19 protein-coding genes, 1 tRNA gene and 2 pseudogenes are annotated in these 26119 nt (G+C 50.7%); 5 read left to right on the plus strand and 17 right to left on the minus strand.

Features of this window, described 5'->3' with window-relative positions:
- Nucleotides 1–34: 34 nt before the first annotated feature.
- The 8 genes from IFU29_RS04045 to IFU29_RS04080 all read right to left on the minus strand — a co-directional run bounded on the left by IFU29_RS04045 (nt 35) and on the right by IFU29_RS04080 (nt 10742).
- Nucleotides 35–1504, minus strand: a complete 1470-nt coding sequence (locus tag IFU29_RS04045) for an aldehyde dehydrogenase family protein (protein ID WP_191932770.1) — start codon at nt 1502–1504, stop codon at nt 35–37.
- Nucleotides 1505–1972: 468 nt separating this feature from the next.
- Nucleotides 1973–3430 (minus strand): NAD-dependent succinate-semialdehyde dehydrogenase, encoded by a 1458-nt coding sequence (locus IFU29_RS04050; RefSeq protein WP_191932771.1) that lies wholly within the window; start codon nt 3428–3430, stop codon nt 1973–1975.
- Between the two features lie 177 nt (nt 3431–3607).
- Nucleotides 3608–4816, minus strand: coding sequence for an MFS transporter (locus tag IFU29_RS04055; protein ID WP_191932772.1), 1209 nt, complete (start codon nt 4814–4816; stop codon nt 3608–3610).
- A 98-nt stretch (nt 4817–4914) separates the two neighbouring features.
- Entirely contained in the window at nt 4915–5871 is a 957-nt protein-coding gene (gene cbl, locus IFU29_RS04060) for an HTH-type transcriptional regulator Cbl (RefSeq protein WP_191932773.1), read from the minus strand.
- Nucleotides 5872–6019: 148 nt separating this feature from the next.
- Nucleotides 6020–6937: a nitrogen assimilation transcriptional regulator NAC gene (nac, locus tag IFU29_RS04065; protein ID WP_191932774.1), complete on the minus strand. Its 918-nt coding sequence runs from the start codon at nt 6935–6937 to the stop codon at nt 6020–6022.
- A gap of 312 nt (nt 6938–7249) precedes the next feature.
- The gene (locus IFU29_RS04070) at nt 7250–8281 is read right to left on the minus strand and encodes an ABC transporter permease (protein WP_062742693.1); all 1032 of its coding nucleotides are present in this window, start codon (nt 8279–8281) and stop codon (nt 7250–7252) included.
- Nucleotides 8282–8300: 19 nt separating this feature from the next.
- Nucleotides 8301–9785 (minus strand): sugar ABC transporter ATP-binding protein, encoded by a 1485-nt coding sequence (locus IFU29_RS04075; protein ID WP_137269317.1) that lies wholly within the window; start codon nt 9783–9785, stop codon nt 8301–8303.
- Between the two features lie 33 nt (nt 9786–9818).
- Complete coding sequence (locus IFU29_RS04080) at nt 9819–10742, minus strand: sugar ABC transporter substrate-binding protein (protein ID WP_118665712.1); 924 nt, start codon at nt 10740–10742, stop codon at nt 9819–9821.
- A gap of 512 nt (nt 10743–11254) precedes the next feature.
- On the opposite strand from IFU29_RS04080, the gene IFU29_RS04085 reads away from it, so the two are divergent.
- Nucleotides 11255–11330: transfer RNA gene (locus IFU29_RS04085), tRNA-Asn, on the plus strand.
- A gap of 73 nt (nt 11331–11403) precedes the next feature.
- Here the strand turns inward: IFU29_RS04085 and IFU29_RS22450 are convergent.
- Nucleotides 11404–11493: pseudogene (locus IFU29_RS22450) on the minus strand (hypothetical protein); the annotation flags it as partial.
- 248 nt (nt 11494–11741) lie between these two features.
- Between IFU29_RS22450 and IFU29_RS04090 the strand changes: the two are divergent.
- Nucleotides 11742–12992, plus strand: coding sequence for an MFS transporter (locus IFU29_RS04090; protein WP_191932775.1), 1251 nt, complete (start codon nt 11742–11744; stop codon nt 12990–12992).
- Between the two features lie 255 nt (nt 12993–13247).
- Here the strand turns inward: IFU29_RS04090 and IFU29_RS04095 are convergent, their stop codons facing one another.
- A complete protein-coding gene (locus IFU29_RS04095; RefSeq protein ID WP_191932776.1) occupies nt 13248–13694 on the minus strand; it encodes a GNAT family N-acetyltransferase in 447 nt (148 codons plus the stop codon).
- A gap of 165 nt (nt 13695–13859) precedes the next feature.
- The gene (locus IFU29_RS04100) at nt 13860–14438 is read right to left on the minus strand and encodes a recombinase family protein (RefSeq protein WP_191932777.1); all 579 of its coding nucleotides are present in this window, start codon (nt 14436–14438) and stop codon (nt 13860–13862) included.
- Between the two features lie 586 nt (nt 14439–15024).
- Between IFU29_RS04100 and IFU29_RS04105 the strand changes: the two genes are divergently transcribed.
- Nucleotides 15025–17856, plus strand: coding sequence for an SEFIR domain-containing protein (locus IFU29_RS04105; RefSeq protein WP_191932778.1), 2832 nt, complete (start codon nt 15025–15027; stop codon nt 17854–17856).
- Nucleotides 17857–18040: 184 nt separating this feature from the next.
- Here IFU29_RS04105 and IFU29_RS22355 read toward each other — a convergent pair.
- The 4 genes and pseudogenes from IFU29_RS22355 to IFU29_RS04120 form a co-directional block, all read right to left on the minus strand.
- Nucleotides 18041–18226: pseudogene (locus IFU29_RS22355) on the minus strand (hypothetical protein); the annotation flags it as partial.
- Nucleotides 18227–18514: 288 nt separating this feature from the next.
- Entirely contained in the window at nt 18515–18952 is a 438-nt protein-coding gene (locus IFU29_RS04110) for a hypothetical protein (RefSeq protein ID WP_191932779.1), read from the minus strand.
- A gap of 50 nt (nt 18953–19002) precedes the next feature.
- Complete coding sequence (locus IFU29_RS04115; RefSeq protein WP_191932780.1) at nt 19003–20391, minus strand: sensor histidine kinase; 1389 nt, start codon at nt 20389–20391, stop codon at nt 19003–19005.
- Nucleotides 20391–21068 carry a response regulator gene (locus IFU29_RS04120; RefSeq protein ID WP_191932781.1) on the minus strand — a complete coding sequence of 226 codons (678 nt, stop codon included), beginning with the start codon at nt 21066–21068 and terminating at the stop codon, nt 20391–20393. The genes IFU29_RS04115 and IFU29_RS04120 overlap by 1 nt, the downstream gene beginning before the upstream one ends.
- Before the next feature lie 205 nt (nt 21069–21273).
- Between IFU29_RS04120 and IFU29_RS04125 the strand changes: the two genes are divergently transcribed.
- A complete protein-coding gene (locus IFU29_RS04125; protein ID WP_191932782.1) occupies nt 21274–22110 on the plus strand; it encodes a MipA/OmpV family protein in 837 nt (278 codons plus the stop codon).
- Nucleotides 22111–22552: 442 nt separating this feature from the next.
- Nucleotides 22553–24004, plus strand: a complete 1452-nt coding sequence (locus IFU29_RS04130; RefSeq protein ID WP_191932783.1) for a metal-dependent hydrolase family protein — start codon at nt 22553–22555, stop codon at nt 24002–24004.
- A 90-nt stretch (nt 24005–24094) separates the two neighbouring features.
- Here IFU29_RS04130 and IFU29_RS04135 read toward each other — a convergent pair whose 3' ends face one another.
- Nucleotides 24095–24598 carry a helix-turn-helix domain-containing protein gene (locus IFU29_RS04135; RefSeq protein ID WP_191932784.1) on the minus strand — a complete coding sequence of 168 codons (504 nt, stop codon included), beginning with the start codon at nt 24596–24598 and terminating at the stop codon, nt 24095–24097.
- 362 nt (nt 24599–24960) lie between these two features.
- On the minus strand, nt 24961–26091 hold the full coding sequence (locus IFU29_RS04140; protein ID WP_191932785.1) for a hypothetical protein: 1131 nt from the start codon (nt 26089–26091) through the stop codon (nt 24961–24963).
- Nucleotides 26092–26119 lie beyond the last annotated feature (28 nt).

Below are 26119 nucleotides of genomic sequence, written 5' to 3' on the forward strand. Positions count from 1 at the left end.
CTCTACAGAGTTCGGTTTAAGGATGAAACGGGATTCAGAAGTCGATCAGCACGCTTTTGTAGCGCTGGCAGGCCTCGAAAGCCTGACGACCCAGATCTTTGCCGATGCCGGAGCCGTGGAAGCCCCCGGTGGGGATAATAAAGTCGCCGGAGCGCCCGTAACGGTTGATCCACACCGTCCCGGCCGCAATACCGCGCATCGCACGCAGGGCACGGTCAATATTTTTGGTATGCACCCCGGCGCACAGGCCGTAGGTCGGGTGGGAAGCCAGTGCCAGCCCTTCAGCCTCATCGTCAAAGATCTGCACGGTAAGCACCGGGCCGAAGATCTCTTCCTGCACCGCCGGGTTGTCATGGCCGCTCACCGCCAGCAGTGTCGGCTGCCAGAAGTAGCCCTCCCCGGTATCCGCAAAGCGCTCGCCGCCGACCAGCACTTCTGCCCCCTGCTGACGGGCGCTGGAGACCACCGAGGCCACTTTTTCCGCCTGCCGGCGGTCAATCATCGGCGCATAACGGCTGGCCTCGTCCCAGGTCACGCCAGCACGGAAGCCCTGGCACAGTTCAATCAGTTTGCTCATCAGGGCGTCGTGAATGCCACGCTGAACAATCAGACGGGTGCCGGCGACGCAGGCCTGGCCCCCGTTGGCGGTGAAGCCGCGCAGGATCCGCCCGGCAACTTCATCAATATCACCGCAGTCATCAAACACCAGCTGCGGACTTTTCCCGCCCAGTTCCAGCGTTACCGGCTTCATGCCGTTGAAGGCGGCATCGCTCATAATGCGTGCCCCGGTGGCGGTGGACCCGGTGAAAGAGACTTTGCGCACCAGAGGATGTGCCACCAGCGCACTGCCGGTGACCGCCCCGCCCCCCTGGATAATATTCAGTACCCCGGCGGGCAGGCCAGCCTGAACAGCCAGCTCGGCCATACGCACGGTGGAAAACGGCGTCAGCTCCGAAGGTTTCAGCACCACAGCATTACCTGCTGCCAGCGCCGGGCCACATTTCCACGACGCCATCGACAGCGGGAAATTCCACGGCGTGATGGCCCCGATCACGCCATACGGCTCCGGCACCAGCATCCCCAGGCTGGTATCACGGGTCGGCAGCACGTCACCGCTGTATTTGTCGGCGCATTCGGCATAAAAGCGGATGGCTTCAGCGGTAAACGGAATTTCGTGGTTGACCACATCGTAAATCGGTCGGGTTGAACCCAGTGACTCCAGCTGTGCCAGTAACGGGTCGGCGGCAATCAGGTCGGCCCAGCGATGCAGTACCGCCCCGCGCTGGCGCGGCGGGCACGATGCCCAGCCGCTGTCGCGCACCGCCCGGTCGGCACCGGTCACGGCCTCATCCACCAGCGCGGCATCGGCTTCAAACAGGTCGGCGGCACGCTGGCCGTCGGACGGACGGTTAACGGTTATCGCCTCTCCGTTTCCGGTCAGATGCTGACCATTAATGAAATGTCCTGCCGGTATCGCTATTTTATCTGGATCGAAACTGAGCATGTACGGACCCTTAATGTTGACCAGAACTTTTTGGTCTGAGTTATTTCATTTGTATTAAGCAATGCAGAAAGTATGCCACCCGTGCAAAAAAATAATAATGCGTAAAAGCGGGTGCAAAAAAATTTTCTGCCGTAATGGCGAGTGTTTTATGACAGATAAACCGACTGAGTAAATAGATGATTTTCATCACAAAATAAACGCACCACGGCGGTGAATCCGGTACTAAACTTGCACCAAATAAGCGCGGTGACGGTAAGCGCTTTGCGTTAAGTGTCGGTATTACAGATAAAAAAAGGCCCGCACCTTTTCAGGTCGCGGGCCTTTTTTTAACGATTAACGGTCATTCTTACTATAAATAATTCGCATGGCGGTAAGGGAATGGATCCCCGGACACTCAGATAACTCAACTCAGTGACCGGGTGAATAAATGCAGGCAGTGCGCCTGCGGCCGGAACGAAAACGGACAGGTCAGAGACTGCCGAAATGGAAGGCTTTCGATTCCAGATACTCTTCGATGCCGTAGCGCGAACCTTCACGCCCGACGCCGGATAATTTAATCCCGCCAAACGGTGCCACTTCCAGCGAGACCGACCCGGTATTAAAGCCAACCATGCCAAACTCCAGCGCCTCGCCTACCCGCCAGGCACGGCGAATATCTTCAGTGAAGAAATACGCCCCCAGACCGAAGGGGGTGTCATTGGCCATCGCAATCGCTTCCTCTTCGGTATCGAAGATAAACAGCGGTGCCACCGGCCCGAATGTCTCTTCGTGGGCAATACGCATCGCGCGGGTGACGCCGCCCAGCACCGTTGGCGCAACAAAGGTGCCGTTGCCGCTGCTGATACCGCCCGCCAGCAGCTCCGCGCCGTGGCTGAGCGCGTCTTCTATATGACTATTCACCTTAGTCACCGCCGCCTGGTTGATCAGCGGCCCGATGGTGCTGCCCTCAGTAAAGCCGTCGCCAACCTTCAGCTTTGCCACTTCCGCCAGCAGGCGTTCGGCAAAGCGCGGGTAGATGTTGCGCTGCACCAGGATGCGGTTGGCGCAGACGCAGGTCTGCCCGGCGTTGCGGAACTTACTCATCATCACTCCGCTGATGGCAATCTCCAGGTCGGCATCATCAAAGACAATCAGCGGCGCATTCCCGCCCAGTTCAAGGCTCAGACGTTTAATGCTGTCGGCGCTCTGCTGCATCAGCAGCTGGCCAATACGCGTTGAGCCGGTAAAGGAGATTTTGCGCACCGTGCGGCTGGCGGTCAGGGTTTCCCCGATGGCCTTCGGCAACCCGGTCACCACCTGCAGTACGCCGGCCGGGATGCCCGCCCGCCGGGCCAGCTCCACCAGCGCCAGCGCCGACAGCGGCGTGAGCTCTGAGGGTTTAACAATGATCGGACAGCCCGCCGCCAGCGCCGGGGCGACTTTGCGGGTGATCATCGCAATCGGGAAGTTCCACGGGGTAATCGCCGCCGCCACGCCCACCGGTTGTTTCAGCACCAGGATGCGGCGGTCGTCGCTGGGGGCCGGAATGGTATCGCCGTAGATGCGGCGGGCTTCTTCCGCAAACCATTTAACGAACCCGGCACCGTACAGCACCTCCCCACGGGCTTCCGCCAGCGGTTTGCCCTGCTCGGCGGTCATGATAATCGCCAGGTCCTCAGCGTTGTCCTGGATCAGCTGATGCCACTTTTCAAGCAGCAGTGCGCGCTGCGCATTCGGTGTTTTCGCCCAGCTTTGGCGGGCAGCATCGGCAAAGGCAATCGCCTGTTCTGTTTCTGCCGCCCCGAGCGAGGGAATGGTACAGAGCACATCGCCAGTGGAGGGGTTAATCACCGGCAGGGTTTCACCGTTAAAAGCATCCTGCCACTGCCCGTTAAAATAGGCCTGCTGGCGCAGCAGAGTGGCATCCTGTAAACGTTTTGCGAGCATAGCGTCTCCTTAATCGATTCATTTCACTGTAGCGGAGGAGGCGCAGGCAATGCTGCGTTATCGCTCAGGCCGATGCGCGGCGGCGCGTGAATTGCGGCAGGATACGAAATTTTATGCCGTCGGGGTGATGAGGACGGGTTTGCGCCGCATCCAGGGGCAAAAATAGAGCCCCAGCGGTCAGCGCCCGGCCCTGCGCGAAAGGAGAAATGCCATCATCACCATCCCTGCCGCCAGGCCAAACGTCACCCGCATGCCATGAGACGATGCCAGATCCGCCGCATAATGCCCGTAGCGCACCCCGGCGGCATAGACGGCCGCCATCAGTGCGGCACCGGCAATAAAGCCCAGATTACGTGCCAGATTCATCAGCCCCGAGACCAGACCGCGCCGCGCCGGATCGGCCCCTTTCAGCAAAGCGGTATTATTCGCTGCCTGAAACAGCGCATAGCCCGCCGTCAGCAGCACCAGCCCGGCCATATACCCCGCCGCTGCGGCGGCGGGCGGCAGAGCGGCCAGCAGCAGGCACCCCGCCGCCACGGCCGCTAATCCGGCTGAGGTTGTGAAGCGAGCGCCCAGGCCGTCCACCAGCCGCCCGGCGGGCAGACCGCTCAGTGCCGCAACCAGCGGGCCCACCGCCATCACCAGCCCGGTGTGGCGCGGGGTGAGGTGCAGCCCGTGACTCAGATAAAACGGCCCGACGATGAAGGTGGTCATCATCACCATCGTCACCGCCATGCTCATCAGCAGCCCGTGCGTCAGACCCCCGTGACGCAGCAACGCCCGCAGCGAACCGCGAGGGGCAGCCGTTACGCTGGTAACGGCAGGCGGCAGAGAATGCTGGATCAGCCCCCAGGCCAGCAGCCCAAGCGGCAGGTTAATCAGAAACAGCGCCTGCCAGCCGAAACCCGCAATCAGCAGGCCACCCAGCGCAGGCCCCAGCGCCGTGCCGATGGCAGAGACGGTGCCCAGCAGCCCCATGGCGCGCCCGGTGCGGTCGGCAGGCAACACCTGGATCGCCAGCGCCAGGGTATTCGCCATCATCATCGCGCCGCCCAGGCCCTGCACAACCCGCGCCGCAATCAGCCAGCCGATGTGGGTGGCCAGACCGCAGCCGAGCGATGCCACACTGAACAGCAGCACGCCGTAGCCCAGCAGCCGCTGTCGTCCGAACCGGTCGCCCAGCCACCCCATCGCCAGCACTGAGGCGGTGACGGCCAGCAGATACGCCAGCACCACCCACTGTATCTGCGGAAAAGAGGCGTTAAACGCCACCGCCAGCGTCGGCAGGCCGACATTGGCAATACTGCTGCCCATTGAGGAGATCAGCATACTGAAGGCCAGCGCACAAAGCGGGCCGGAGGAAGAACGGGGAAGAGATGAGGTCATGGCTTAAGCTCCCGGATAAAGGTACCCGGAGCTTATGCCGTTAAGGGATAAGGCGGAAGACACACGCCTGTCAGTATATAGCTGCACCGGACGCCATGTCAGATCTGGAAGTCGATCACCGGCTCTTCATCGTTCAGCGACAGTGCCTGACGCTTGATCTCTTCCAGCGACAGGTTGGCATTGCAGAGCTCAAGGAACTGCCAGACAAAATTGCGCTGTAACTGACCGCGCTTCAGCCCCAGCCAGACGGTATTGGAGTCGAACAGATGGCGGGCTTCCAGCCGCGTCAGCGGGGAGTGTTCATCCAGCTGGCAGGCCTGATCGGCCAGTACCCCAACGCCCAGGCCCAGCTCAACGTAGGTTTTCACCACGTCAGAATCCTGCGCACTGAGCACAATATCCGGCTGGAGGCTGGCGGCATGGAAGGCACGATCGACCTTCGACCGCCCGGTGATCCCCTGACGGTAGGTGATCAGCGGATAGCGGCTGAGGGCCGCCAGCGTCAGCGGCTGCTGCTGTTCCAGCTCGTGACCCTTCGGCACCAGCAGCGCATGGTGCCAGCTGAACCACGGGAAAGCGGCCAGCGCCGGGTTATTCACTACCTGCTCACTGGCAATACCGATATCGGCTTCGCCCGCCACCAGCATGGAAACAATCTCCTGCGGCGACCCCTGATTCAGCTCAAGGCGCACGTTGGGATACAGCGCACGGAAGGCTTTAATCACTCTCGGCAGGCTGTAACGCGCCTGCGTATGGGTAGTGGCAATGGTCAGCACGCCGCTGGATTCGTTGGTAAACACGTCGGCCAGGCGACGCACTTTGCCCGCTTCATCGAGAATGCGTTCGGCAATGGTCAGTAGCGCTTTGCCGGGCTCGGTCATGCCCAGCAGGCGTTTACCCCGCCGGATAAAGATCTCGACCCCGAGTTCATCTTCCAGATCGCGAATATGGCGGCTGACGCCGGACTGAGAGGTAAACAGCGCATTGGCCACTTCGGTAAGATTAAACTCGCAGCGTGCTGCTTCCTTGATGATTCTAAGTTGCTGAAAATTCACGCGCGCTCCTCCCTCTGTTATTTGTTGGTTTCCTGCATGTTAAGGACGCACATTGATAGCAACAAATAATAAAAAGAGGTTTTATATGCTTTTTAGCGATAAGGTGGGAAAGTGAGGCGCGCGGTTGCGCGCCCGGCACAGGGGGAAATCAGCTGACCAGCATCAGCTCACGATCTTCCGATACGGGGGTGTTGAGCAGTGACAGCAGGATATTTTTTACCGCCTGGGCGGAAGGTGACAGCGGGCCTCTGGCGGAAATATTCAGCGACAGCGGCAGGTTCAGCGTCGGGCTGGTAATACGTGCCATCCACGCATCCGTGGCGTTGACCAGCGCACGCGCGGCTGACTCTGGCAGCACCGTCGCACCCATGCCACTGGATACCGCGGCGGTGAGCGTGGCAATGGATTCAATCTCACCGATAATGCGGGCACTGAGGCGACGCAGGGAGAAAGCCTCATCAACGCGCTTGCGCACGGCACTGTAGTCACGCGGCAGGAACAGGTTCATCCCGGCGACGTCGGTCAGGTCGACGGTCTGGCCGGGGCAGGCGCTGGCCCCAACCAGGTAAAGTTCTTCTTTCATCAGCGGAATGCTGGTGATGCCGGCAGCCGGGGAGCGGTCATACAGCACGGCCATATCCAGCTGACCATTCATCACTTTTTCGTTTAACAGCGCGCCACTGTTCTCATGCAGGTAAACCAGCACGTCGGGAAACTGCTCACGCACGGTTTGCAGCAGCGGCATGGTCAGCGACGAGGCCGCCGTTCCCGGTGCCAGCCCGATAGATACCTGGCCTGACAGCGCCTGACCGGCATTAATGACCGCCGACTGGGCCTGCTCGCACTGGCGCAGGATAGTGCGGGCGTGGGAATAGAGGATTTTGCCCGCGTCGGTCGGCGTCACGCCGCGTTTGGTGCGGATCAGCAGCTGCTGGTCAAGTTCATTTTCCAGCGTTGCCACCTGCTGGCTGAGAGCCGGCTGTGCAATATGCAGCACTTCTGCCGCCTGCGTCAGGCTGCCAATATCGACGATTTTCACGAAGTACTTCAGTCGTCTTAAGTTCATGTTGCCTCCGTCACGGTTCCCCGGGTGCCAGCGATGCTGGCCGTTATAATAAGTTTTCACTCTGACAGAACAGGTTTTGCAAGGGACGTGCCAGATTTATCCTAAAGGCGACAAGGCAGGCGGGATGCAGGCTAACAGGCCGTAAAATAAGAGAATCTGATTACGGACGCAGGAATAATAAGGGCGTGGAATATCTGACAGGTCAGATCCCTTTCCGGCTATTGCACAGGGATGGTGCAGAATATGCGTTGAGGGTGTGCAGGCTTTTTTGTCGGGGGCTGACCCGTACTTCGGTCAGCCCCGACAGGGGGATTAACGCTTGCTGCGGTTGCGGTACATATCAATCGAGACCGCTGCGACAATAATCATCCCTTTGATGATGTCCTGAATGTAGGCGTCAACACCAACAAAGGTGAAGCCGCTTTTAATCAGGCCGAGGATCACCGCACCAATCAGCGTACCGGTAATGCGCCCGACGCCACCCATCAGGCTGGAGCCGCCGATGACCGCTGCGGCAATCGCATCCAGCTCGTAGCCCAGACCCATGCTTGACTGACCGCTGCTGACGCGCGCTGCCAGTACCACACCTGCCAGGCCGGACAGCCCGCCCGCAATGGTATAGACGATGATCAGGTATTTATTAACGTTGATACCGGAGACTTTCGCCGACACCATGTTGCCGCCGATGGCGTAAACGTACTTCCCGTAGCGGGTGTGTTTCAGTGCGATATGGAAGATCACCGCCACCACCAGGAAGATGATCACCGGCATTGCGCCCTGCCCGATGGCGGTGAAGCCGTCGGAGAGGAAGCTGATCGGGTTACCCTGGGTGTAGTACTGTGCCAGACCGCGTGCCGACACCATCATCCCCAGCGTGGCGATAAAGGGAGGAATGCCGGTTTTGGTAATCAATACGCCGTTAACGATACCGCACAGAATACCGACCCCGATCCCCGCCCCGATGGGCAGCACGGCAGGCATGTCGACCAGCGAAGGAAACATCGGTGACAGGCTTTCAGAGGTTTGCGCCAGGCTGGCCGCCACCACCGCCGTCAGTGCTATCACTGACCCGGATGACAGGTCGATGCCCGTGGTGATGATCACCTGGGTTACGCCCACGGCGATAATACCGATGATAGCGACCTGCAGCACGATCAGCACCAGGCGGTTCGGGTTCATCAGGAATGACTGATCGCGGACATACCAGCCGAAGGCTTCAAAAATCAGCGCGATGCCGACCATGACCACGAAAATACCGGTATCTTTAGGCAGTTTGCCTTTCAGGTTGCTGAAGAACGACGGGGTTTCAGCGGACTGTTGCGTTGTCATTTTCACATCACTCATGTTTGTTTACCTTACGCCCTTACTCGGACGCCAACGACAATATGGTTTCCTGGTCGGCTTCTTCTTTATTGAGGATGCCGGTAATACGTCCCCCGTGCATGACCATCACGCGGTCACTCATACCGATAATTTCCGGCAGTTCTGAGGAGACCATAATGATGGCGACGCCACGGCTCGCCAGTTCGCTGATCAGACGGTAGATTTCCGCCTTTGCGCCGACGTCGATACCACGGGTAGGTTCATCAAGGATAAGGATTTTCGGTTGGGCCAGCAGCCAGCGGGCAATCAGTACCTTCTGCTGGTTACCGCCGCTGAGGTTATTGATGATCTGGTCCATGGTCGGCGTCTTGATATTCAGACGCTTGATCTGTTCCAGACAGTCTTTGGCCATGTTGCCATGATTAACGAACCCGCCATTGGCGCTGTAGTCCGTCATTTTGACGATACTCATGTTTTCCATGACCGACAGCACCAGGAACAGGCCTGACTTTTTACGGTCTTCGGTCAGGAACGCCAGCCCCTTTTCAATGGCGCTGGCCGGTGAGTCAATCGTGGTCGGAACACCGTCAATCAGGATCTCACCACTGTCGATGGAGGTCATGCCAAACAGACTTTCCATCACCTCACTGCGTCCGGCACCCACCAGACCCGCCACCCCCAGGATCTCCCCGCGACGAACATTAAAGCTCACGTCGTGGAACACACCCTTACGCGTCAGGTTACGCACCGTCAGTACGTCTTCACCGATATTGCTGTCCGTTTTCGGGAACAGCTGGGTCAGTTCACGTCCCACCATCTGGGTGATCAGCGACTGGCGGGTGTAGCTCGCCGTATCGTTGCTGGCCACCCAGGTGCCGTCACGGAACACGCTGACTTCATCGGTAATGGCAAAGATTTCATCCATTTTGTGACTGATATAGATGATGGCTTTACCCTGCGACCGCAGGTCGCGAATGATGGTGAACAGATGCGCCACTTCGGTTTCCGTCAGTGCCGAGGTCGGTTCATCCATAATCACGATATCGGAGTTCCAGGAAACCGCCTTGGCGATCTCCACCATCTGCTGGGAGGCGATGCTGAGATCGCCCACCATTTGCTCAGGACGCAGACGAATATTCAGCTTAGTCAGCAGGTCCCGGGTTAAACGGTTTAACTTACCGTGGTCAACAAAGCCGAGCCTCATTGGCTCGCGACCCAGCCAGATATTTTCGGCGACCGTCATATGCGGTACCAGATTAAGCTCCTGGTGAATCATGGAAATACCTGAACGCAGCGCGTCCAGCGTATCGGTAAACTGCACAGGTTGTCCTTTAATGCGAATTTGTCCCTCATCGGGACGATAAATCCCGATGAGGCACTTCATTAACGTGGATTTACCTGCGCCATTCTCACCCATCAGAGCATGCACCGTTCCCGGCTTGATACGGAATGAGACGTTGCTTAACGCCTTCACGCCCGGGAAAAACTTGCTGATGCCTTCGGCTTCAAGCGCATATGCGGTCATTTAACACCCTCCGTACTACGAGTTCAGCGAAAGTTATTTCAGGTTTTTACTGGTGAAGTTGGTGTAGTTATCTTTGGTAATCAGCTGATAAGGGATAAAGACGTTTTTCTGCACCTGCTCACCTTTCGCCAGTTTCACAGCTGTCTGTACGGCACCGGCACCCTGACCTTTCGCATCCTGGAAGACGGTCGCGACCATTTTTCCGTTTTTAATCATCTGCAGCGCGTCCGGTGTACCATCCACGCCCGCGATCAGGATTTTCTGATCGTTTTTCCCCAACGCCTGCAGGGCACCGATAGCCATTTCGTCGTTGTTTGACGCGATGGCCTGGATATCATCGCCGGCGGTCATCCAGTTGCTCACCACGTCTACCGCGTCATTACGGGTAAATTTCGCGGTCTGTTTCTGTACCACTTTCAGGCCCGGGTACTTCGCCACTACCGCTTCAACGCCTTTAGTACGGTCACGGGTAGCTTCGTTTGCCAGGTCACCCAGCAGGATGGCAACGTTACCTTTGTAATCCATACGCTTTGCCAGGGCTTCCATCTGCAGGCGACCCGCCAGTTCGGAGTCGGAACCCACATAGGCCATTTTGCCGGTCAGTTCGGTTGCCGGTTTACGGTTAACAAACACCAGCGGGATGCCGGCTTTGCTGGTCAGATCAACAATCGGTTTTACCGCATTGGTATCCACCGGGTTGATAATGATGGCGTCAACGCCCTGCCCGATAAAGTTCTGAACCTGTTGCAGCTGCTGTGCGACGTCACCTTTGGCGTCTTCAATCTGGCCTTTCACGTTTTCCGTTTTCATTTCGTTAGTAATGGAGTTACGGACAATCGTTAAGAAGTTGTCATCAAACAGTGCCATAGAGACGCCTACCTGCAGGTCTTTGGCAAAGCTGGTAACGGGTAACATGCAGACTAACAGTGACGCTAAAATTGTTTTTTTCACGTTCATGTCCAGGCCCTTTTTATCATTAGCATGCGAAGGTGTCGGATCCTGCGAATGAAAAATTTCTTTTACATTCACCTCACCCCACCCACGGCGTTATTAAAGTGTAGGAGGTAACTATTTTGGGTAAAACTATCGCTCTTTTTACTCAGTGTCGGGTGCTTGTTTTAAATTTAAAAACAGTAAGTTAAATGCCATTCTGCTGTTTCTCTTTCTGTCATCCCCACCTGCGTTGCCGCAGAGCAGTTTTTTTGTTTCATAATAACGTCAATTGAAACTTTCATCATGAAAGCATCGAAACGCATGTTTTAAAATCAGCAAATAACAAAAATTTGACACACCTCTAACATCGGCCAGCGAAAGACAACAAAGTGAGATCTGGCGCAGAGATTGAAGATTGTCCAATCAAGATAAAAAACCCGCATCCTGCTGCTTTTGCCAGCAAACGCACCGCAGGGGTCAATTCGGGCTTTGACATTTCGCAGACACGCCGTTAACATGCGCCCCGTTCACACGATTCCTCTGTAGTTCAGTCGGTAGAACGGCGGACTGTTAATCCGTATGTCACTGGTTCGAGTCCAGTCAGAGGAGCCAAATTTAGAAAAGCCCGCTCAGGGAAACCTGAGCGGGCTTTTTGCTTTGTGTGATTAGTGAATCGCTAACAGACTCAGATTTTATCCATCACATAACGATGCGCTTTGGACGCTGCACTGGCGGCCTTGAAAATATAGCGTTTGTCGTTCTTCAGTGCTTTGTAGACATCCCGTAAAACCCTGCCACGTGATTTTAGATATCTTTCCTTAACGTGTCGTGATGTTCGCGAAATCAGCTCTTGGCACGAGGCGGACTGACATGCAGGCCAATGTCCTTGAGGAGTGAGGAGCGGAAGTTATTTCTCTGCTTACCTAAACGACATAATGCAGTGTAACTATCAGATCATGCTAAAGTATTAGCAAAATACAGGCGTTCTAAAATAAATCCTCTTATCCAGAAGCCATTTTCATAATGAAAACATTTACTAAAAAAGTTAGCGTTTTTCACTTCAGTCCTTTTCGTTATCTGTTTGCTGCTCGCCTTCTTACCGTTCTGGGCAATGGTATTGCACCGATTGCATTAGCGTTCGCAGTGCTTGATATTGGCGGATCGGTATCTGATTTAGGTCTCGTTGTTGCGTCCCGCTCCATCTTTAACGTTTTATTCTTGTTGATCGGGGGCGTATTAGCGGACCGCTACTCTCGTAACCAGGTATTAGTATCCTCTTCTGTTATTGCGGCAGTTTCGCAAGCTATTGTCGCATGGTCTGTGTTGGACGGTTCAGCAACTGTGATGAGTCTGGCATTACTAGGAACGTTGAATGGAGCAGCAGCTGGCATCGCGTTACCTGCATCCTCAGCGCTGGTCCCCCAAACTGTTCCAGTGCAGAATTTGCGAGCAGCGAATGCCTTAATTCAGCTTGGTATTTATGGCGGTACGATTATCGGCACTTCGCTTGGTGGGATCCTAATCAGTTCTGTCGGACCCGGTTGGGGACTGGCAATTGATGCGATAGGTTTCGCAGCCTCTGCACCGCTTTATTTCTTAATTCGTATTACATCAATCAAAGCATGCCCACCATCAGGTAATATCCTGCAGGACTTAAAAGAAGGATGGGACGAATTCACAAGCCGAGCTTGGGTATGGGCAATTGTGGTCCAATTCACCATTATCAATGCAGCATTTAGTGGCGTAATGATGGTACTTGGCCCTGTGATTGCTGATGCTTCTTTTGGGCGAGCTAATTGGGGAATTATGGTTGCTGCGCAAAGCGTTGGCCTTATGACAGGTTCGTTCTTCGCCCTAAGATGGCGTCCACGACGCGATCTTTTCATTGGTGTAATGCTAGTAGCACTATGCTCAGTGCCCATTTTTATGCTTAGTCAACCTGCTTCTGCAACATGGCTTATTGCAGCTTTTTTTATTGCTGGCGTAACGTTCGGTCTATTCGGAGTCTCATGGGCTCATTCACTACAAACTCATATTCCTCAGGAAAAATTGGCTCGCGTGTACGCCTATGACGCTGTAGGTTCGTTTGTGGCCATTCCCTTAGGTGAACTGGTCGCTGGGCCGCTGGCAATTCATTATGGTAGTAGTAATGTGCTTCTGGTTTCAGCGATAGCAGTAGTGATAGCAACTTTAGCAACCTGCCTGGTCCCTGGGATTAGACAGCTCGACAATTTTTCACAGGTGAATTCGCAAAAGGCCACGAACTCCTCATGACAGTGTTCAAAAAATTACAAAATATGAAATGTAAATTATTGCTTGCGACCAGATAAAACGATGGAAAATTCCTAAGAGATTAGTCTTCCCTGAACGCTTAAACCTCCGTTTTTGGCACACAGCGGTTGAGCTAACGAATCGGAAGGTCCGCTGTGAGCGAAAAGCAGAAGTTTCGCTCGTAATGACTGATTTTTACCATCACATTCAGCATAAAATCCCAGCTGCGCCTTTCAGCGACGCCATAACAATGTGAGGCTAAGGAAATTCTTTACACATAAAAACACTTAACGGATCCGCTGTATATGGGGGAAATGCATCGCACATTTCGTACCCGCATCTGCGATACAGTGATATAGCCGGTTGCTGGTAAATCCCTGTTTCAAGCCGTAATAGGCGCGAACTCTTTTCTGAAGCATTCGTCTCGATTGCACTGACTATCTGCTCTCCGAGTTTCCTGCCCCGGTATTCCGGTCGAATATAAACCCGCTTAATCTCGGCTGAGCCATCAGCCTGAAATAGCAAAGCACCACAACCTGCAGGTGAACCATAATGATCGTGCACAATGATGCACCGGAGCTGCTCGTCACTAACTGTTGAAAGATCACTTTCAGCCGGATACAGTTCGCTCTGAAAGGCATCCAGCTCGCTGACTAACCACACAAGGTTAGAATCATCTTTATCGACTTCTGAAATTTTGAACATTCGCTATCCCCAATCCAGTTTTAGCTACTGAAAATATCATGCCTGTTTCGCCTATGACGGCCATACATATTTATCATAAAAGTTCTTATTTGCATTATTGGTCTAGCAGCAGAGTAGCAATGTCCGCTCCGGCACATAGCAGACCGTCCAGCTGAGAACTTAGGGTCATGACTGCCCAGTCTTTACTCTGAGTATGGTTTGCCGGGTAGTATTAAATTCCCGCGCAATGGCGCTGATGCTGATCCCGGCGTTAATCCGTACAATCACCGTAGTTTTCTGCTCTTCATTCAGTACTGAAGGACGTCCAAACCGCTTTCCGGCTGCTTTTGCCCGAGCAATGCCAGAGTGCGTACGCTCTAGCACCAAATCTCGCTCAAACTCAGCCACGGCTGAAATCACCTGCATGGTCATTTTCCCTGCCGGACTGGTCAGGTCCACGCCACCCAGCGCCAGGCAATGTACCCGAATGTCAGATACTGCAATTTGTTCGACGGTTTTTCTTATATCCATCGCATTGCGGCCAAGACGGTCAAGTTTGGTGACAATCAGTACATCACCATTTTCCATGCGATCAAGCAGCCTGATAAATCCCGGTCTTTCGCTAGCCGCGACTGACCCACTGATGTGTTCCTCAATTATTCGCTGGGGTCTGACAGCAAAACCGGCGGTTTCGATTTCTCTGCGCTGATTCTCAGTTGTTTGCTCCAGAGTGGAGACCCGGCAGTAAGCAAAAACTCGTGACATAGGGGTCCGCTTGGAAAACGGAAAATATCCTACGCTAAGCCTGTTTTTTAAGCAGGCATGACAGGCAGCTTTGAGCGAGGAGCGGACGTAGGAACCTCGATAGTTACGTAAAATCAGGCGGGATCTCCATATAAACAAACTGGTTTAAAACTTAGCAACATGTTGAAAATAATGAATTACTTTCATCATTCTCGATGCCTGGCACGACCAATGAAACCGCATCTCGTTGTTATAGTCATTTCTACTTTCATAAAGTACCAAAAGCAGAACAAACAAGTCCCCCCTTTGATTGAAAAATGTTCATCGAGGATATTTTTGCCTATATCTTGATAATGGATAACAATGGAGGAGAGGCTTAACATATTGCGGACTGCATCCGATGCCGGTGCCCAACTTTATTTTTTTGAAATGATAGAAGATTGAAAGGTAAAAAAAGTGGTACAATAAGAAAGTTTTCTTTAATTATTTATTGAACTCATCTACAATCACAATCATTCTCATAATAGAATTTATTTAGTTGTAGAAAAAATATTATTTTTATAGAATTAAAACTCTGGTAACTTTAAATACAAAAGGAGAGATTCAAATGGATACCAATAAAAAAACAATTTTCATATCTTATAGTTGGGACAGCGAAGAACACATATTGTGGGTTAAAAAGTTAGCTGATGAGCTTGAGCGAGATGATGCTTTCCATGTTATATGGGATGGGTATGATCTAGATAGCCTAATTGATAAAAATCTTTACATGGAAAAATCAGTTGTAGATTCCGACTACATTTTAAATGTTAGCACATTAAAGTATAAAGAAAAAGCCAATGATCGCCAGGGGGGGGTCGGTATTGAGACCTACCTAAGCGTAAATGAACATTGGGATAATTTGGGGAAATATAAAAAAACAAAATCCATCGTTATCCTCAAAGAAATTAACTCTACACCAACCTACCTAAAAGGTCATTTTCATTTAGATTTCACTAATGAGAAAGATTTTGAAACAAACATAGTTAAATTAAAAAAACAATTAACTGGTGATATTTTATTTAAACGCCCAGAGAAAAGAAAACGAAGCGAGCAAATAATTGAACTTAAAAAAACCGGAGAACTAATTGGATTGTTTTACAAGAACAAAGAGATTTTAATTAATAAAACGGATTTTTCAAAAGAAAATAGAATAAAATACGAAATTTGGGAAACAAAAGATTTCACTGGAACGCCTTCGTACATAGTTACATTTCATCCAAATATAACAATAAATCAATCCATAAAAAATCTCAAAGAAGAAATATCCAATCTAAAACTGGATTCCAAGTCAAAATTCCTTATTTTAAGTCATCGTAGTATAAAGGATTTTTCAACGTTGACTAATGGATTCCAAATGGTGAATAAATGCTACGACGAATTCATATGGGATTCTTGTGTTGATTCATCATTAAAGGATTTCCCAATCCCTGAGACAATTGATTTTTATACAAACCAAGAATTAATGGATTTAAACAAAGATGTATTTAGAAATGCAATTACTCATCTGTCCGACATAACAAAAAACAAAGAAAATGGAAATTCCGTAAATTTAATAATAGGCTCCGGAGGAATAGGTAAAACATCTTTATGTCAATCCTTAGCAAATAAACTATCTAATAATAATAAGGTTGTTATTTATATTAGCTCTGAGGATATTAAAAACCATATAAATGAAAGTAATGGCTTATACGGATCAGTAGAAAGTCTCTATGATTTTTATTTAATGGAAGCTAAATATTTAGAAATAGAAAATATTTTTGATAAAACAACATTTGACGCATGTATTTTATCTGGTAAGATAATTGTGATAATTGATGGGCTAGATGAGTTTACTTCTATCTTTCCTGAGAAGTTTGATATTAACTTATTTCTCTCTTCCATTTCCGCCTTCAACGCAGAACTTGGTGACAGTTATTTTATCTTAACAAGTAGAGATGACGTTGCATTTTCAGACATCCATCTTGAATCCCTAAATATAAATAAACTTACTTTATTAGGTTTTAAAACGGATAACTGTAAAAATTATCTAAATCAGCGTTTCAATAAATACAGCTCTACCGATAGAATTGTCAGCGTTATAACTTCAAAGATCGAAAATAGCTCTCTTTATGAGGAGCAACGAGTGATACCTTTTTTTGTCGATGTTATTTCCACAATGTATGAGGATAATTTAGCTGAGGACGAAAATAGCAAGCTTCACTTTGAACTTTTGGAGTCCAACACCAGTTACCCATCCTTAAATAAGCTTAATGATCATCTTATATACTCTATATTCAAAAGAGAAAAAAGACGTCACAATTTTAGTGAGAGCCCAGAATCAATGATAAGGACATTTATTGATCTTTGCTCTGACCAGCATGATAGCTGGAAAACCTCAGACTTTTGTGAAATTATTTCAATAAACTACGATCGTGATGTCGAACTGTATATAAACCTACTTAAAAAAAATCCTCTTTTAAAAGTAAACAAAGATATCGTCAGTTTAAGATATGGTTTTTTAAAATCCTATTTTACAACATTAGATTTATTTTATTACTTTACAGAAAAGCCAATCAACGCTACCTTCTCAAGGATCTTGTCACGCATTGGGGATGACTCTTATGAGATGAAAAGTATAATTGAATTCATATCTAACATTGATTATAAAGATAGAGTTAAAGTGATTATAAGTGATTTAAAGTCATCTGTTGTTGAAAATGACGTTCATTATGATAAAGAGCGAAATGAAAAGCTAATAACATTAGAGAAAATGAATACTATTATTAGTAGGTTAAACGCATCATCTCCCTCGACTTTTTGTTCAATTATGATGGATATATATTTAAATGACGGGTGTATTAATAAAATGTTTATCAATGGAGATGTTGGTTATCTGGACTTTTCAAATACAACAGTAAAATTTAGCCATTTCAGAAATCATTCTAAATTTCTCAATTCAAATTTTGAAAGCGCAAGCTTTGAGTATTGCAAATTCCTAAATTGTCATAATGAGCATATCAAAAACTCTAATATTCTAAAGGCCAAGTTTGATAAGAATAGCTGTGAAATGGGGGACATTGAATATTCAATAGATAATTTCAGCCATCAATCTGAAGTTAGTGAGGAAAGGATAAAACAAGATCTTATGAAATATTTAAGCTCATTTTTTAGAGCTGGTCGCTTTAGAGATAACAATACAGCACATATATCTTTCTCTCAGAATATTCATAAACTTAAAGAGAGCAGTTTTAACAAAGTATTAAAACAGGAATTTCTTACTGTTTCAACAGCAAAGAATGTTGATACATTTTATGAAATAGCGAAGGACTATAAACCGAGTGTGAGGAAATTTATCATGGATGATTTAATGGATGCAAAAATAAAATCCATCATTAATTGGATTAAGCAAGAACAATAGTTTGTAAAGGTTACAAGAGGTTTTTCGTGACCTTTATTTATTAATATGTTTCCCTTATTAATTGTATGCGGTTTGTAACGTCCGCTCTTGGCACAGAGCAGACCGTCAGAACTCTTTGGACACCATCTCGCTTCGAGCCGACTTTTAGATGCTTGTTCTGGATACCCGTCTTTTGCAGAGAACCTCATGGCACGATCAGCGCTTGAAGCGAAGTTTTTAAACCTGTTTTACGTAACGAGCAACTATTGGTGGTCATTCTGGTGGTCTTGACACAAAAGGAATTCAGGTTTAGCTTACTTATTAGCCAGTTATTGGCAAAGGCGATCCCAGTCAGAGGAGCCACATTCAGAAAAGCCCGCTCAGGTTTCCCNATCAACCCGGCACAGCAGCGAGCCGCTGCACGTGGCTCACGCACGCGGAGACCATGTTGAAAACAGGGACGCTGGAGTGGCATAAAAGTAATAAAAAATAGTCACAGAACTGAAAACCCGTCACGTTATCGACCTGCTGAAAGGTATCGGGAAAAAAGGTTTACTTGAAGTGATTGTTAAATCTTAAAATCAGCACGTGGCACGTGGGAAAATTTAATTTCAGGGCAATGGCTACTTTTCAGGCCAGGAGGCTTCACGGTATTGCTGAGTTGTATGAGAGTGTCACGTCAGCACGTTCTGTCGCCCTCAGCCCAGCGCTTGATATCACTCACTTTTGGCGACCTGATGCCCGTACTCAAGATATTTTTGGTTGTGTACAGGCTGATCTTAGCTTTATCACCATCATCACTTTCTATCTGAATGAGCATGTTGTTGATCAACAGTCCTTCTGAAAGCAGCTTTTGAGTGATCTCACCTTCTTTACGCTCACCGTCAAACTCGCTTAATACGATGACCGGGTTTCCTGAATATGACTCATATTCCAGACACTGCCTTGCCATGTGCCTCAGGGTTCGATAAGTATCGGAGGACCCCGTCTTGCTAATGAAACTGCCGTCTAAGGAGGATTTGCTGTTTTTCAAATCGCTGACGGTTATGGCGCATCCACTAAGTGACAGAGAAAATAATAGTGTAGCCAGGGCTAAATATTTCAATTTATGCTCCATTATTCTGGTCAATGTCCTGAGCATGATTGGGACTAATATTGCGTAATCTTTCAGACGGAATGGTGATTGGGGATATCAATAATCACCATCAACCCACCTTCTGCAGACGTACTGAGTAAAACACTGCTGTGATGTTGCTGCGCAACCGCTTTGACTATGGCAAGCCCCAATCCACTCCCGCTTTGTATCTGATTGGGATCACGAAAAAATCTGTCGAACACCCGCTCCCTCAGTTCAACCATGATCCCGGGGCCTGCATCTGAGATACGCAATTGAATGGATTTTTCTAACGATCGTACCTCTACTTCAACCCGCCCGCCCTCAGGGCTGTACTTCACAGCATTTTCAATGACGTTGTCGATCAGCGACATCAGGCGTTCCCTGACTCCTGTCATCCAGACTTCATCATGAGAATAGAATTCAAGCTCAACCCGGCTCTCAGCAGCCAGCGGTGCCAACTCAGCCATTCGCTCTTGTATCAGCGTCGTCAGCGCCACAGGCTCCATCACAGTGTCAATGCGCGCTTCACTGTGCATCAGCAGCAGCAACTGATTGACGAGGCGAGCAGCACGGCTGTTGCTACGAATAATCCCTGCAAGCAATTCCTGTTGCCTGACGTTGCTGACATCGGACTGCAAAGCCTCAACGTTGACTCGCATGGCAGCCAGGGGAGTACGCAACTCGTGAGCGGCATCGGCAATGAAAGTCCGTTCCCGTTCAGTGCTTTCTCGTACCCGGGCAAGGAAGATATTAATCGCGTCCACTATCTGGCGAAGCTCCTTGTGCTTTGGCACGGCTTTTAAGGGAGAAAGATCGTCGGGTGTTCGTAAGGAAACTTCATTTGCCACCTTGTTCCAGGGACGCATTGCAATACGGATTGACAGCCACGCGGGAAACAGAAGAAAAGGAATGCAGACCAGCAGCGGTAATATGTAGTATCCGCGCGAGTTCAAATATATGAAGAAGTTCCAACCGCCAGCAGGAGTGAGCAGTGTCACCTCTGTGTCGGCGTTCCCGGACTTCAGAGTACGGCTAGTCCAGGTGCGGCCGTTACTCTGCACACGCTGAATCATCCCATAAGCGGTGTTTGTCACTCCTGATGGAGCGCCGGCAGAGGAATAAATGACCTGTTTATTCTTCCGAACGATTAGGCTGATCGACATTTTGGGGTCTTCACCTCCGCCATAGCCTTCCCGCAATGCCTTGCTGAACGTTTCCAGCACAGCGGTGAGATCGTGCGGGCGATCCGCCATACGATCCACCAGTGTCAGAATGGTTTCATAGGTTTTGTTGCCTGATAGCATTGGAGGGCTGCGCAGGTTGTCCCATAAAATGTAGGTCAGAAAAATACACCACAGCAGCGTGAGTAAGAGCATCTGGGCAATCATCATTCGCCGAACGAGCGTTGGAACTCGCAGATAGCGCCAAAAATTACGCATCACCCTACCCCCTTCTGAAGGGGTACGGTGTCAATGACAAACCCCACCCCTCTCACCGTTCGCACATAGCCGTCACCGATTTTGCGACGCAAATTTCCCATATGGACATCGAGCGCATTACTCATATTTTCTTTTGCACCGAAGATCCTTTCTTCCAGAAAACGACGGGTCAGAACACGGTCAGAACGCAACATTAACGTTTCAAGCAGCGCGTATTCACTTGCCGTTAAATCAACATGACCTTCGCTTACTGTCACGCGACGAGTCGGCACATGGAGAGACAGTCCTCGAATCTCTATAACCTCATTCTGAAAACCGTAACTGCGCCGCACAAGTGCTCTCACCCTGGCCAATAACTCAGCGAGAACAAAAGGTTTGACGAGATAGTCGTCTGCACCGGCATCCAGCCCGGTCAGGCGATCTTGCAGAGTGCCCCGGGCAGTCAGGATGATGACGGGGATCCCCTTGAGCTGCTGACGCAGACGCACCATCAGGCTCATGCCATCACCGTCGGGCAGGCCGAGGTCGAGCAATACAAGTTCAGGCACGCACAGATCGAGTTGATGCAGAGCATCCACTTTACGGCGAACCCATATGACATCTAATCCCTGGTCTGTAAGGGCAATACGTACGCCATTACCCAGATCGATGTCGTCTTCGATGAGGAGAATTTTCACAATAGTTACTTTATCAACAGTGAATGAAGAACGTCTGAAGAAATAAACGGTGTCAGTAAATCTATCAGCTTTGCAGAACGGGTACGTACTTCAGTGTTTCTTCATTTTTGGCTCATAAGAACTTCAGGGTCAGCATTCAGACTGAGCGTTCTGGCGTTTAAAACCGCTTGTATCGTAGTCAGTTGAACCCACAAGGACTTCCTTAATGAGAAACATCGAACTGAGTCATAAGTTCCTCCCTTCACTCTCGGGGCAACCCCTGGGAAAATTATTGTCAGGATTGGTCCTCGCGTTACTGGCAACCCCCATACTGGCTGCAGAACAGAACCAGGGCAACGAGTTGACCCTGGGAGGAGGCGTGGATGTTGCGCCACGTTATTCTGGTTCGGATGAAAGCCGGGTCACGACGGCCCTGGTGATTGATTACGCTATGGAAAATGGTTTTTTTGTCAGCTCCACGCGGGGTATCGGTTACGGCAACAACATCGGCAAGTTTGATTACAGCGCTGCCCTGAGTTATCGCGCAGGCAGAAAGGATCGTGACGTGGACAGCGACTCGCTCAGCTACGGTAGCGACGACTTGCGAGGTATGGGTGATGTTAAGGGCTCAGCTATCGGTTTGCCTGGCCTGGGATACGAGGTGACCGACTGGCTTAATGTGCAATTGCAGGCTGAAGTGCCGATTTCTCAGCGAAGCAATGGCGAGGCCCTGCATTTCAGCATTGTCAGCCCGCTCTATACGTCATCGAAAAACGCTGTGACGCTGGCGCTGACCAGTAGCTGGGGGACCAGCAAGTACATGCAGACCTACTACGGGGTAAGTGCAGCACAGTCGGCCGCATCGGGGTTTACCCGCTATGATGCCAGGTCAGGAATTTATGCTTATTCACTGAATATGGACTGGACGCACAAGCTTAATCAAGACTGGAGCGTCATTGCCGCAGCAGGTTTTACGCAGTTGGCTGGTGATGCGCGAAATAGTCCCATTGTTCAACGAAAAACGTCGCCCACTGGCAGCCTGAAGGTGACATATAGCTTCTGATCGTGGTTCGGCGCGTGCTTCTGGTTAGCTTGTGGCTATGCACTGTCAATAAATACAAATCTGCCCCGCCCCAGTTCAGATGATGGGGCACTACTCAACTCAGCAAATCGCCGTGTTTATGCCATGTGACCTGCTCCCCGTTGATTAGTAGCCCCGGCCGGGACTTGAAGAGCCGGGCATTGTCTTTGTCATGTCACTCCCCTTTATTTTTATAAAATAATTTTCCCAAAGAATAATGATTAACCGGCGTTGAGTGATATACCTTTTGTTATTTTCAATGAATAATTAGCTTCTGATCCTGAACACGTTTATCAGATTTATTCCTGCATATTTTTACAGGTCGCTTTATAGTTTCCTTTCGACCTTTACATCACGGATGAGGCTAAACCTGTCATTCGCTGAATTTATTCCTTCGTGCATCCCTGTTGAGGAGTGTTGCGTTATGCGACCCGTTTCGTTGATTCATCCGGCACATGAACATGATGAGCCCTGTCTGTGTCACAGCCCGGCTTTTCACCGCATCAATACGGTGCTGACACGGGATGCTCAGAACGCGCCCCCCATATCTGCCGCAATGGCTGCTGCCGCCCTCCCCGCACATCCCTCTCCACCGGATGAAGCGACCGGTTCAGCGGCGGGCCGGCGGGCATTGATCAACATCCGTATTTTCGATGGCGTGTCTGACTCGCTGCGGGATGACCTGCAGGTCACTGTCGAAGGTAACCAGATAACGTCGATTGAGCCTGCCGGTTCGCCTCTGGGTGAAGGGACGGAGGTCATTGATGGTGCAGGGGGCGTCCTGATGCCGGGCCTGATTGACGCGCACTGGCACGCCATTATGGCGCGCCCGTCAATGATGACGGCAATGACGGCTGACTTTAACTACATTCAGGCGCTGGCCATTGCCGAGGCACAGGCCACGCTGCTGCGGGGGTTTACCACGGTGCGCGATATGGGCGGACCGGTATTTGGCCTCAAACGTGCGATTGACGAAAAGGTTACGCCAGGGCCGCGTATTTATCCGTCAGGCGCATTCATTTCCCAGACAGGCGGTCACGGTGATTTCCGGATGTTACATGAAGTCCCCCGCGCGCCTTCAGATACGCTGAGCTACATCGAACGGGTGGGCATTACCGCCATCGCTGACGGAAGCGATCAGGTTCTGTTGCGTGCGCGGGAACAGCTGATGCGCGGAGCCTCTCAGGTCAAATACATGGCGGGTGGCGGCGTGGCATCACTGTATGACGGTATTGATGTGACCGAAGGTTCGGTGGCAGAAATTCAGGCCGCAGTGACGGCGGCTGAAAATTGGGGAACTTACGTGACCGTCCATGCCTACACGGCGCGGGCCGTGACCATGGCGATCAAAGGCGGCGTCAGGTGTATTGAACACGGCCAGTTAGTGGATGAGGAGACCGTGCAGGAGATGGCCAGACAGCAGATATGGTGGTGTCTGCAACCGTTTCTGAATGATGAAGATGCGGTGCCAATGGCCACACCGGCATCCCGCGCCAAGCAACGGGTCATGTCTGCGGGTACGGATACAGCCTATCGTCTGGCAAAAAAATATCAGATCAAAACAGCCTGGGGAACCGACACGCTGTTCGATGCCCATCTTGCTACCCGCCAGGGCGCACAGTTAGCCAAGCTAAAACGGTGGTATACGCCCGCTGAGATCCTGAAAATGGCCACCAGCGTGAACGCTGAACTCTGCGCGCTCTCAGGTCCGCGAAACCCTTATCAGGGTAAGCTGGGCGTGATCGAAGTGAATGCGCTGGCAGATATGATTATTGTTGCAGGCAATCCGCTGCAGGATATTGACCTTATCGCTCACCCCGAACAGGCATTCCGGATGATCATGAAAGACGGCTGCATCATAAAAAACACGTTGTAAATCAGGAAAAGGAAAACAACACCGCCTTGCCCCCGTTCGCGGGCAAGGCTGAGTGCTGATTTTTATGCTGTTTTAATGCCTTTGCTGACGCTAGTTCGTTGCTTTATGTCTGGCGATATTCCTGTATAAAACAATACGATTGGTTATTTGCATTTTATTCATAATGCGGGTGCGGTAAGCATAAAATTTTTTCATGCTCATTCCCAGACGCCGGCTTATTTCTTCTGAAGACACCCCTCTCTGCATATAGCCTAAAATAATATTTTCACGACCAGAAAGTTTAAATTTAACATGATAATGATAATGTGAAGCCCCCATCCTTAAACAGGAGAGCACTTCATTTATCGGACTGTGCCTGTCAATCAGCGTCACATTCTCAAGATGCTTTAAAGCATGATAATCCATGTCATTGGAGATAAACGCCAACACCTTCCCTCCCTGGAAGAGGCAATCTGTCACCTGCTGGTAGGTGGTGGTTTCAACATCGACGACGCAATAGCCCTGGTTCACAAACGTCCCTGATAACAAAGGGCTCAGACCGGACTTGAAGTAACTATCTGCAGAAAAAATGATATCTGATGAGTCCATATTCATTCTCTTTTAGCCTGTCATTTTCACCTGATCACCTATCAGAATTCCATTTATTGTGGTTACACACTAAAAGACCCAGAGGTTTATTATTCCGATAAGTTTAATTTTCACACAGTCTAAAAAACCACACTAGCAGCTTAGTATTATTTTTATGTCCGCCAGAGACTATATCTGTAGTGCTATTCTTAAACACATTTTCACCACTGTATTATTTATAATTTGCTTAACGCACTGCCTTTATCAAATCGTTTTTATAATAACCTTACGTCCCCCTGCCTGATATTAAGACGAGGATGGAGGCGGATTGGTGCGCAACCGCCCGCCTCACACCCGCCATTGATCACTTCCTGTCCAGCGCTTTCCTGTTACCAGTTCAGGTCAAGGGTCACCGCTGCTGTCGCAGGGCCGGGTTCAGCGGTGTTTCGCGGGCACAACACCCAGACCAGCGGGTCAGACCATGTCGTATCGGTGGTGACCGTGTGCAGGCTGACTCTGGTACCGTCCATGGGGAGTGAAGAACTTCGGTCTGTACAGCCTGCCTCTGAGAAGGCAGCATTTCCGAGGAAGCCCCGAACGTCTCCGCTCACAGCACCGTGCTCCGACATTAAAGGAATGCTGAAATGGTCGCCGCCCTGGGTTTTCGGCAGCACCGAATAAGAAACGGGCATCGCGGTACCGGAGGGGTTTTGGCACGTCACATCCACCGATGACCCCACCGTCACGTTACGGTCATCCGGCGTCACATCCCCGAATGAAATAGAAGGAGAAGTATGCACCGTACACTGCATTGAGTTCCAGGCCAGGGACAACGTCCTGCGGTCAAACGTGGACGGCAGGTGATTCCAGCGGTAGCCACGCGCGGCCTGGACATAGACGTCTTTCATCGACATTTTCGGCGCGTCTGGCTTGACATACACGCCATAGCCCATCGCCGACGTTGACCCCCCGTTGGTGTTCATTTCGACCACGGCATACGACTGGTTGTAAACGGTGGCGAGAGCCAGACAGTCGCTGCGAACACTGACGTCCCCGCTCCCCGTGCCGGATTTGTCCCATGTCGCCGAGGATACGGTACTCAGATCCACGCCCCCGTTAGCGGTAAATGTGCCGCCATTTGTCGTCGGGATCATCGTGCCTGAAATCGCGTTAACCGGCCCGGTTAGTGTGCCAAATGGGATCACAAGGATGCCCGGCGAAATTTCATAACCACGATAGCCGTCGTAAGATTTCATCGGATAGAGAGACTGGCATTCAGCGCTGGCCAGCGGCGTGGCGGATACCGTCACCGTTCCTGCCAGACCCGACGCCAGAAATGCCACCAGGTTTTGTGAATAATTCCAGCCGGGTTTGTTGCCCGGCACGACGTCACCGCTGGTCCACGGCAGAGTCATATTGCTCACCTCACTGACAACCTGATAACCAGCTTTCAGTTCCAGTGCGTTGCAGTTCGCTCCCCACAGCAGGGCCAGCGTTGCAGATAACATCTTTGCTGTCATGACAGCTCCTTCGTAAAAGTGTTTATCA

The organism is Erwinia persicina, assembly GCF_014838825.1.
GTDB classification, from domain to species: Bacteria; Pseudomonadota; Gammaproteobacteria; order Enterobacterales; family Enterobacteriaceae; genus Erwinia; species Erwinia persicina_A.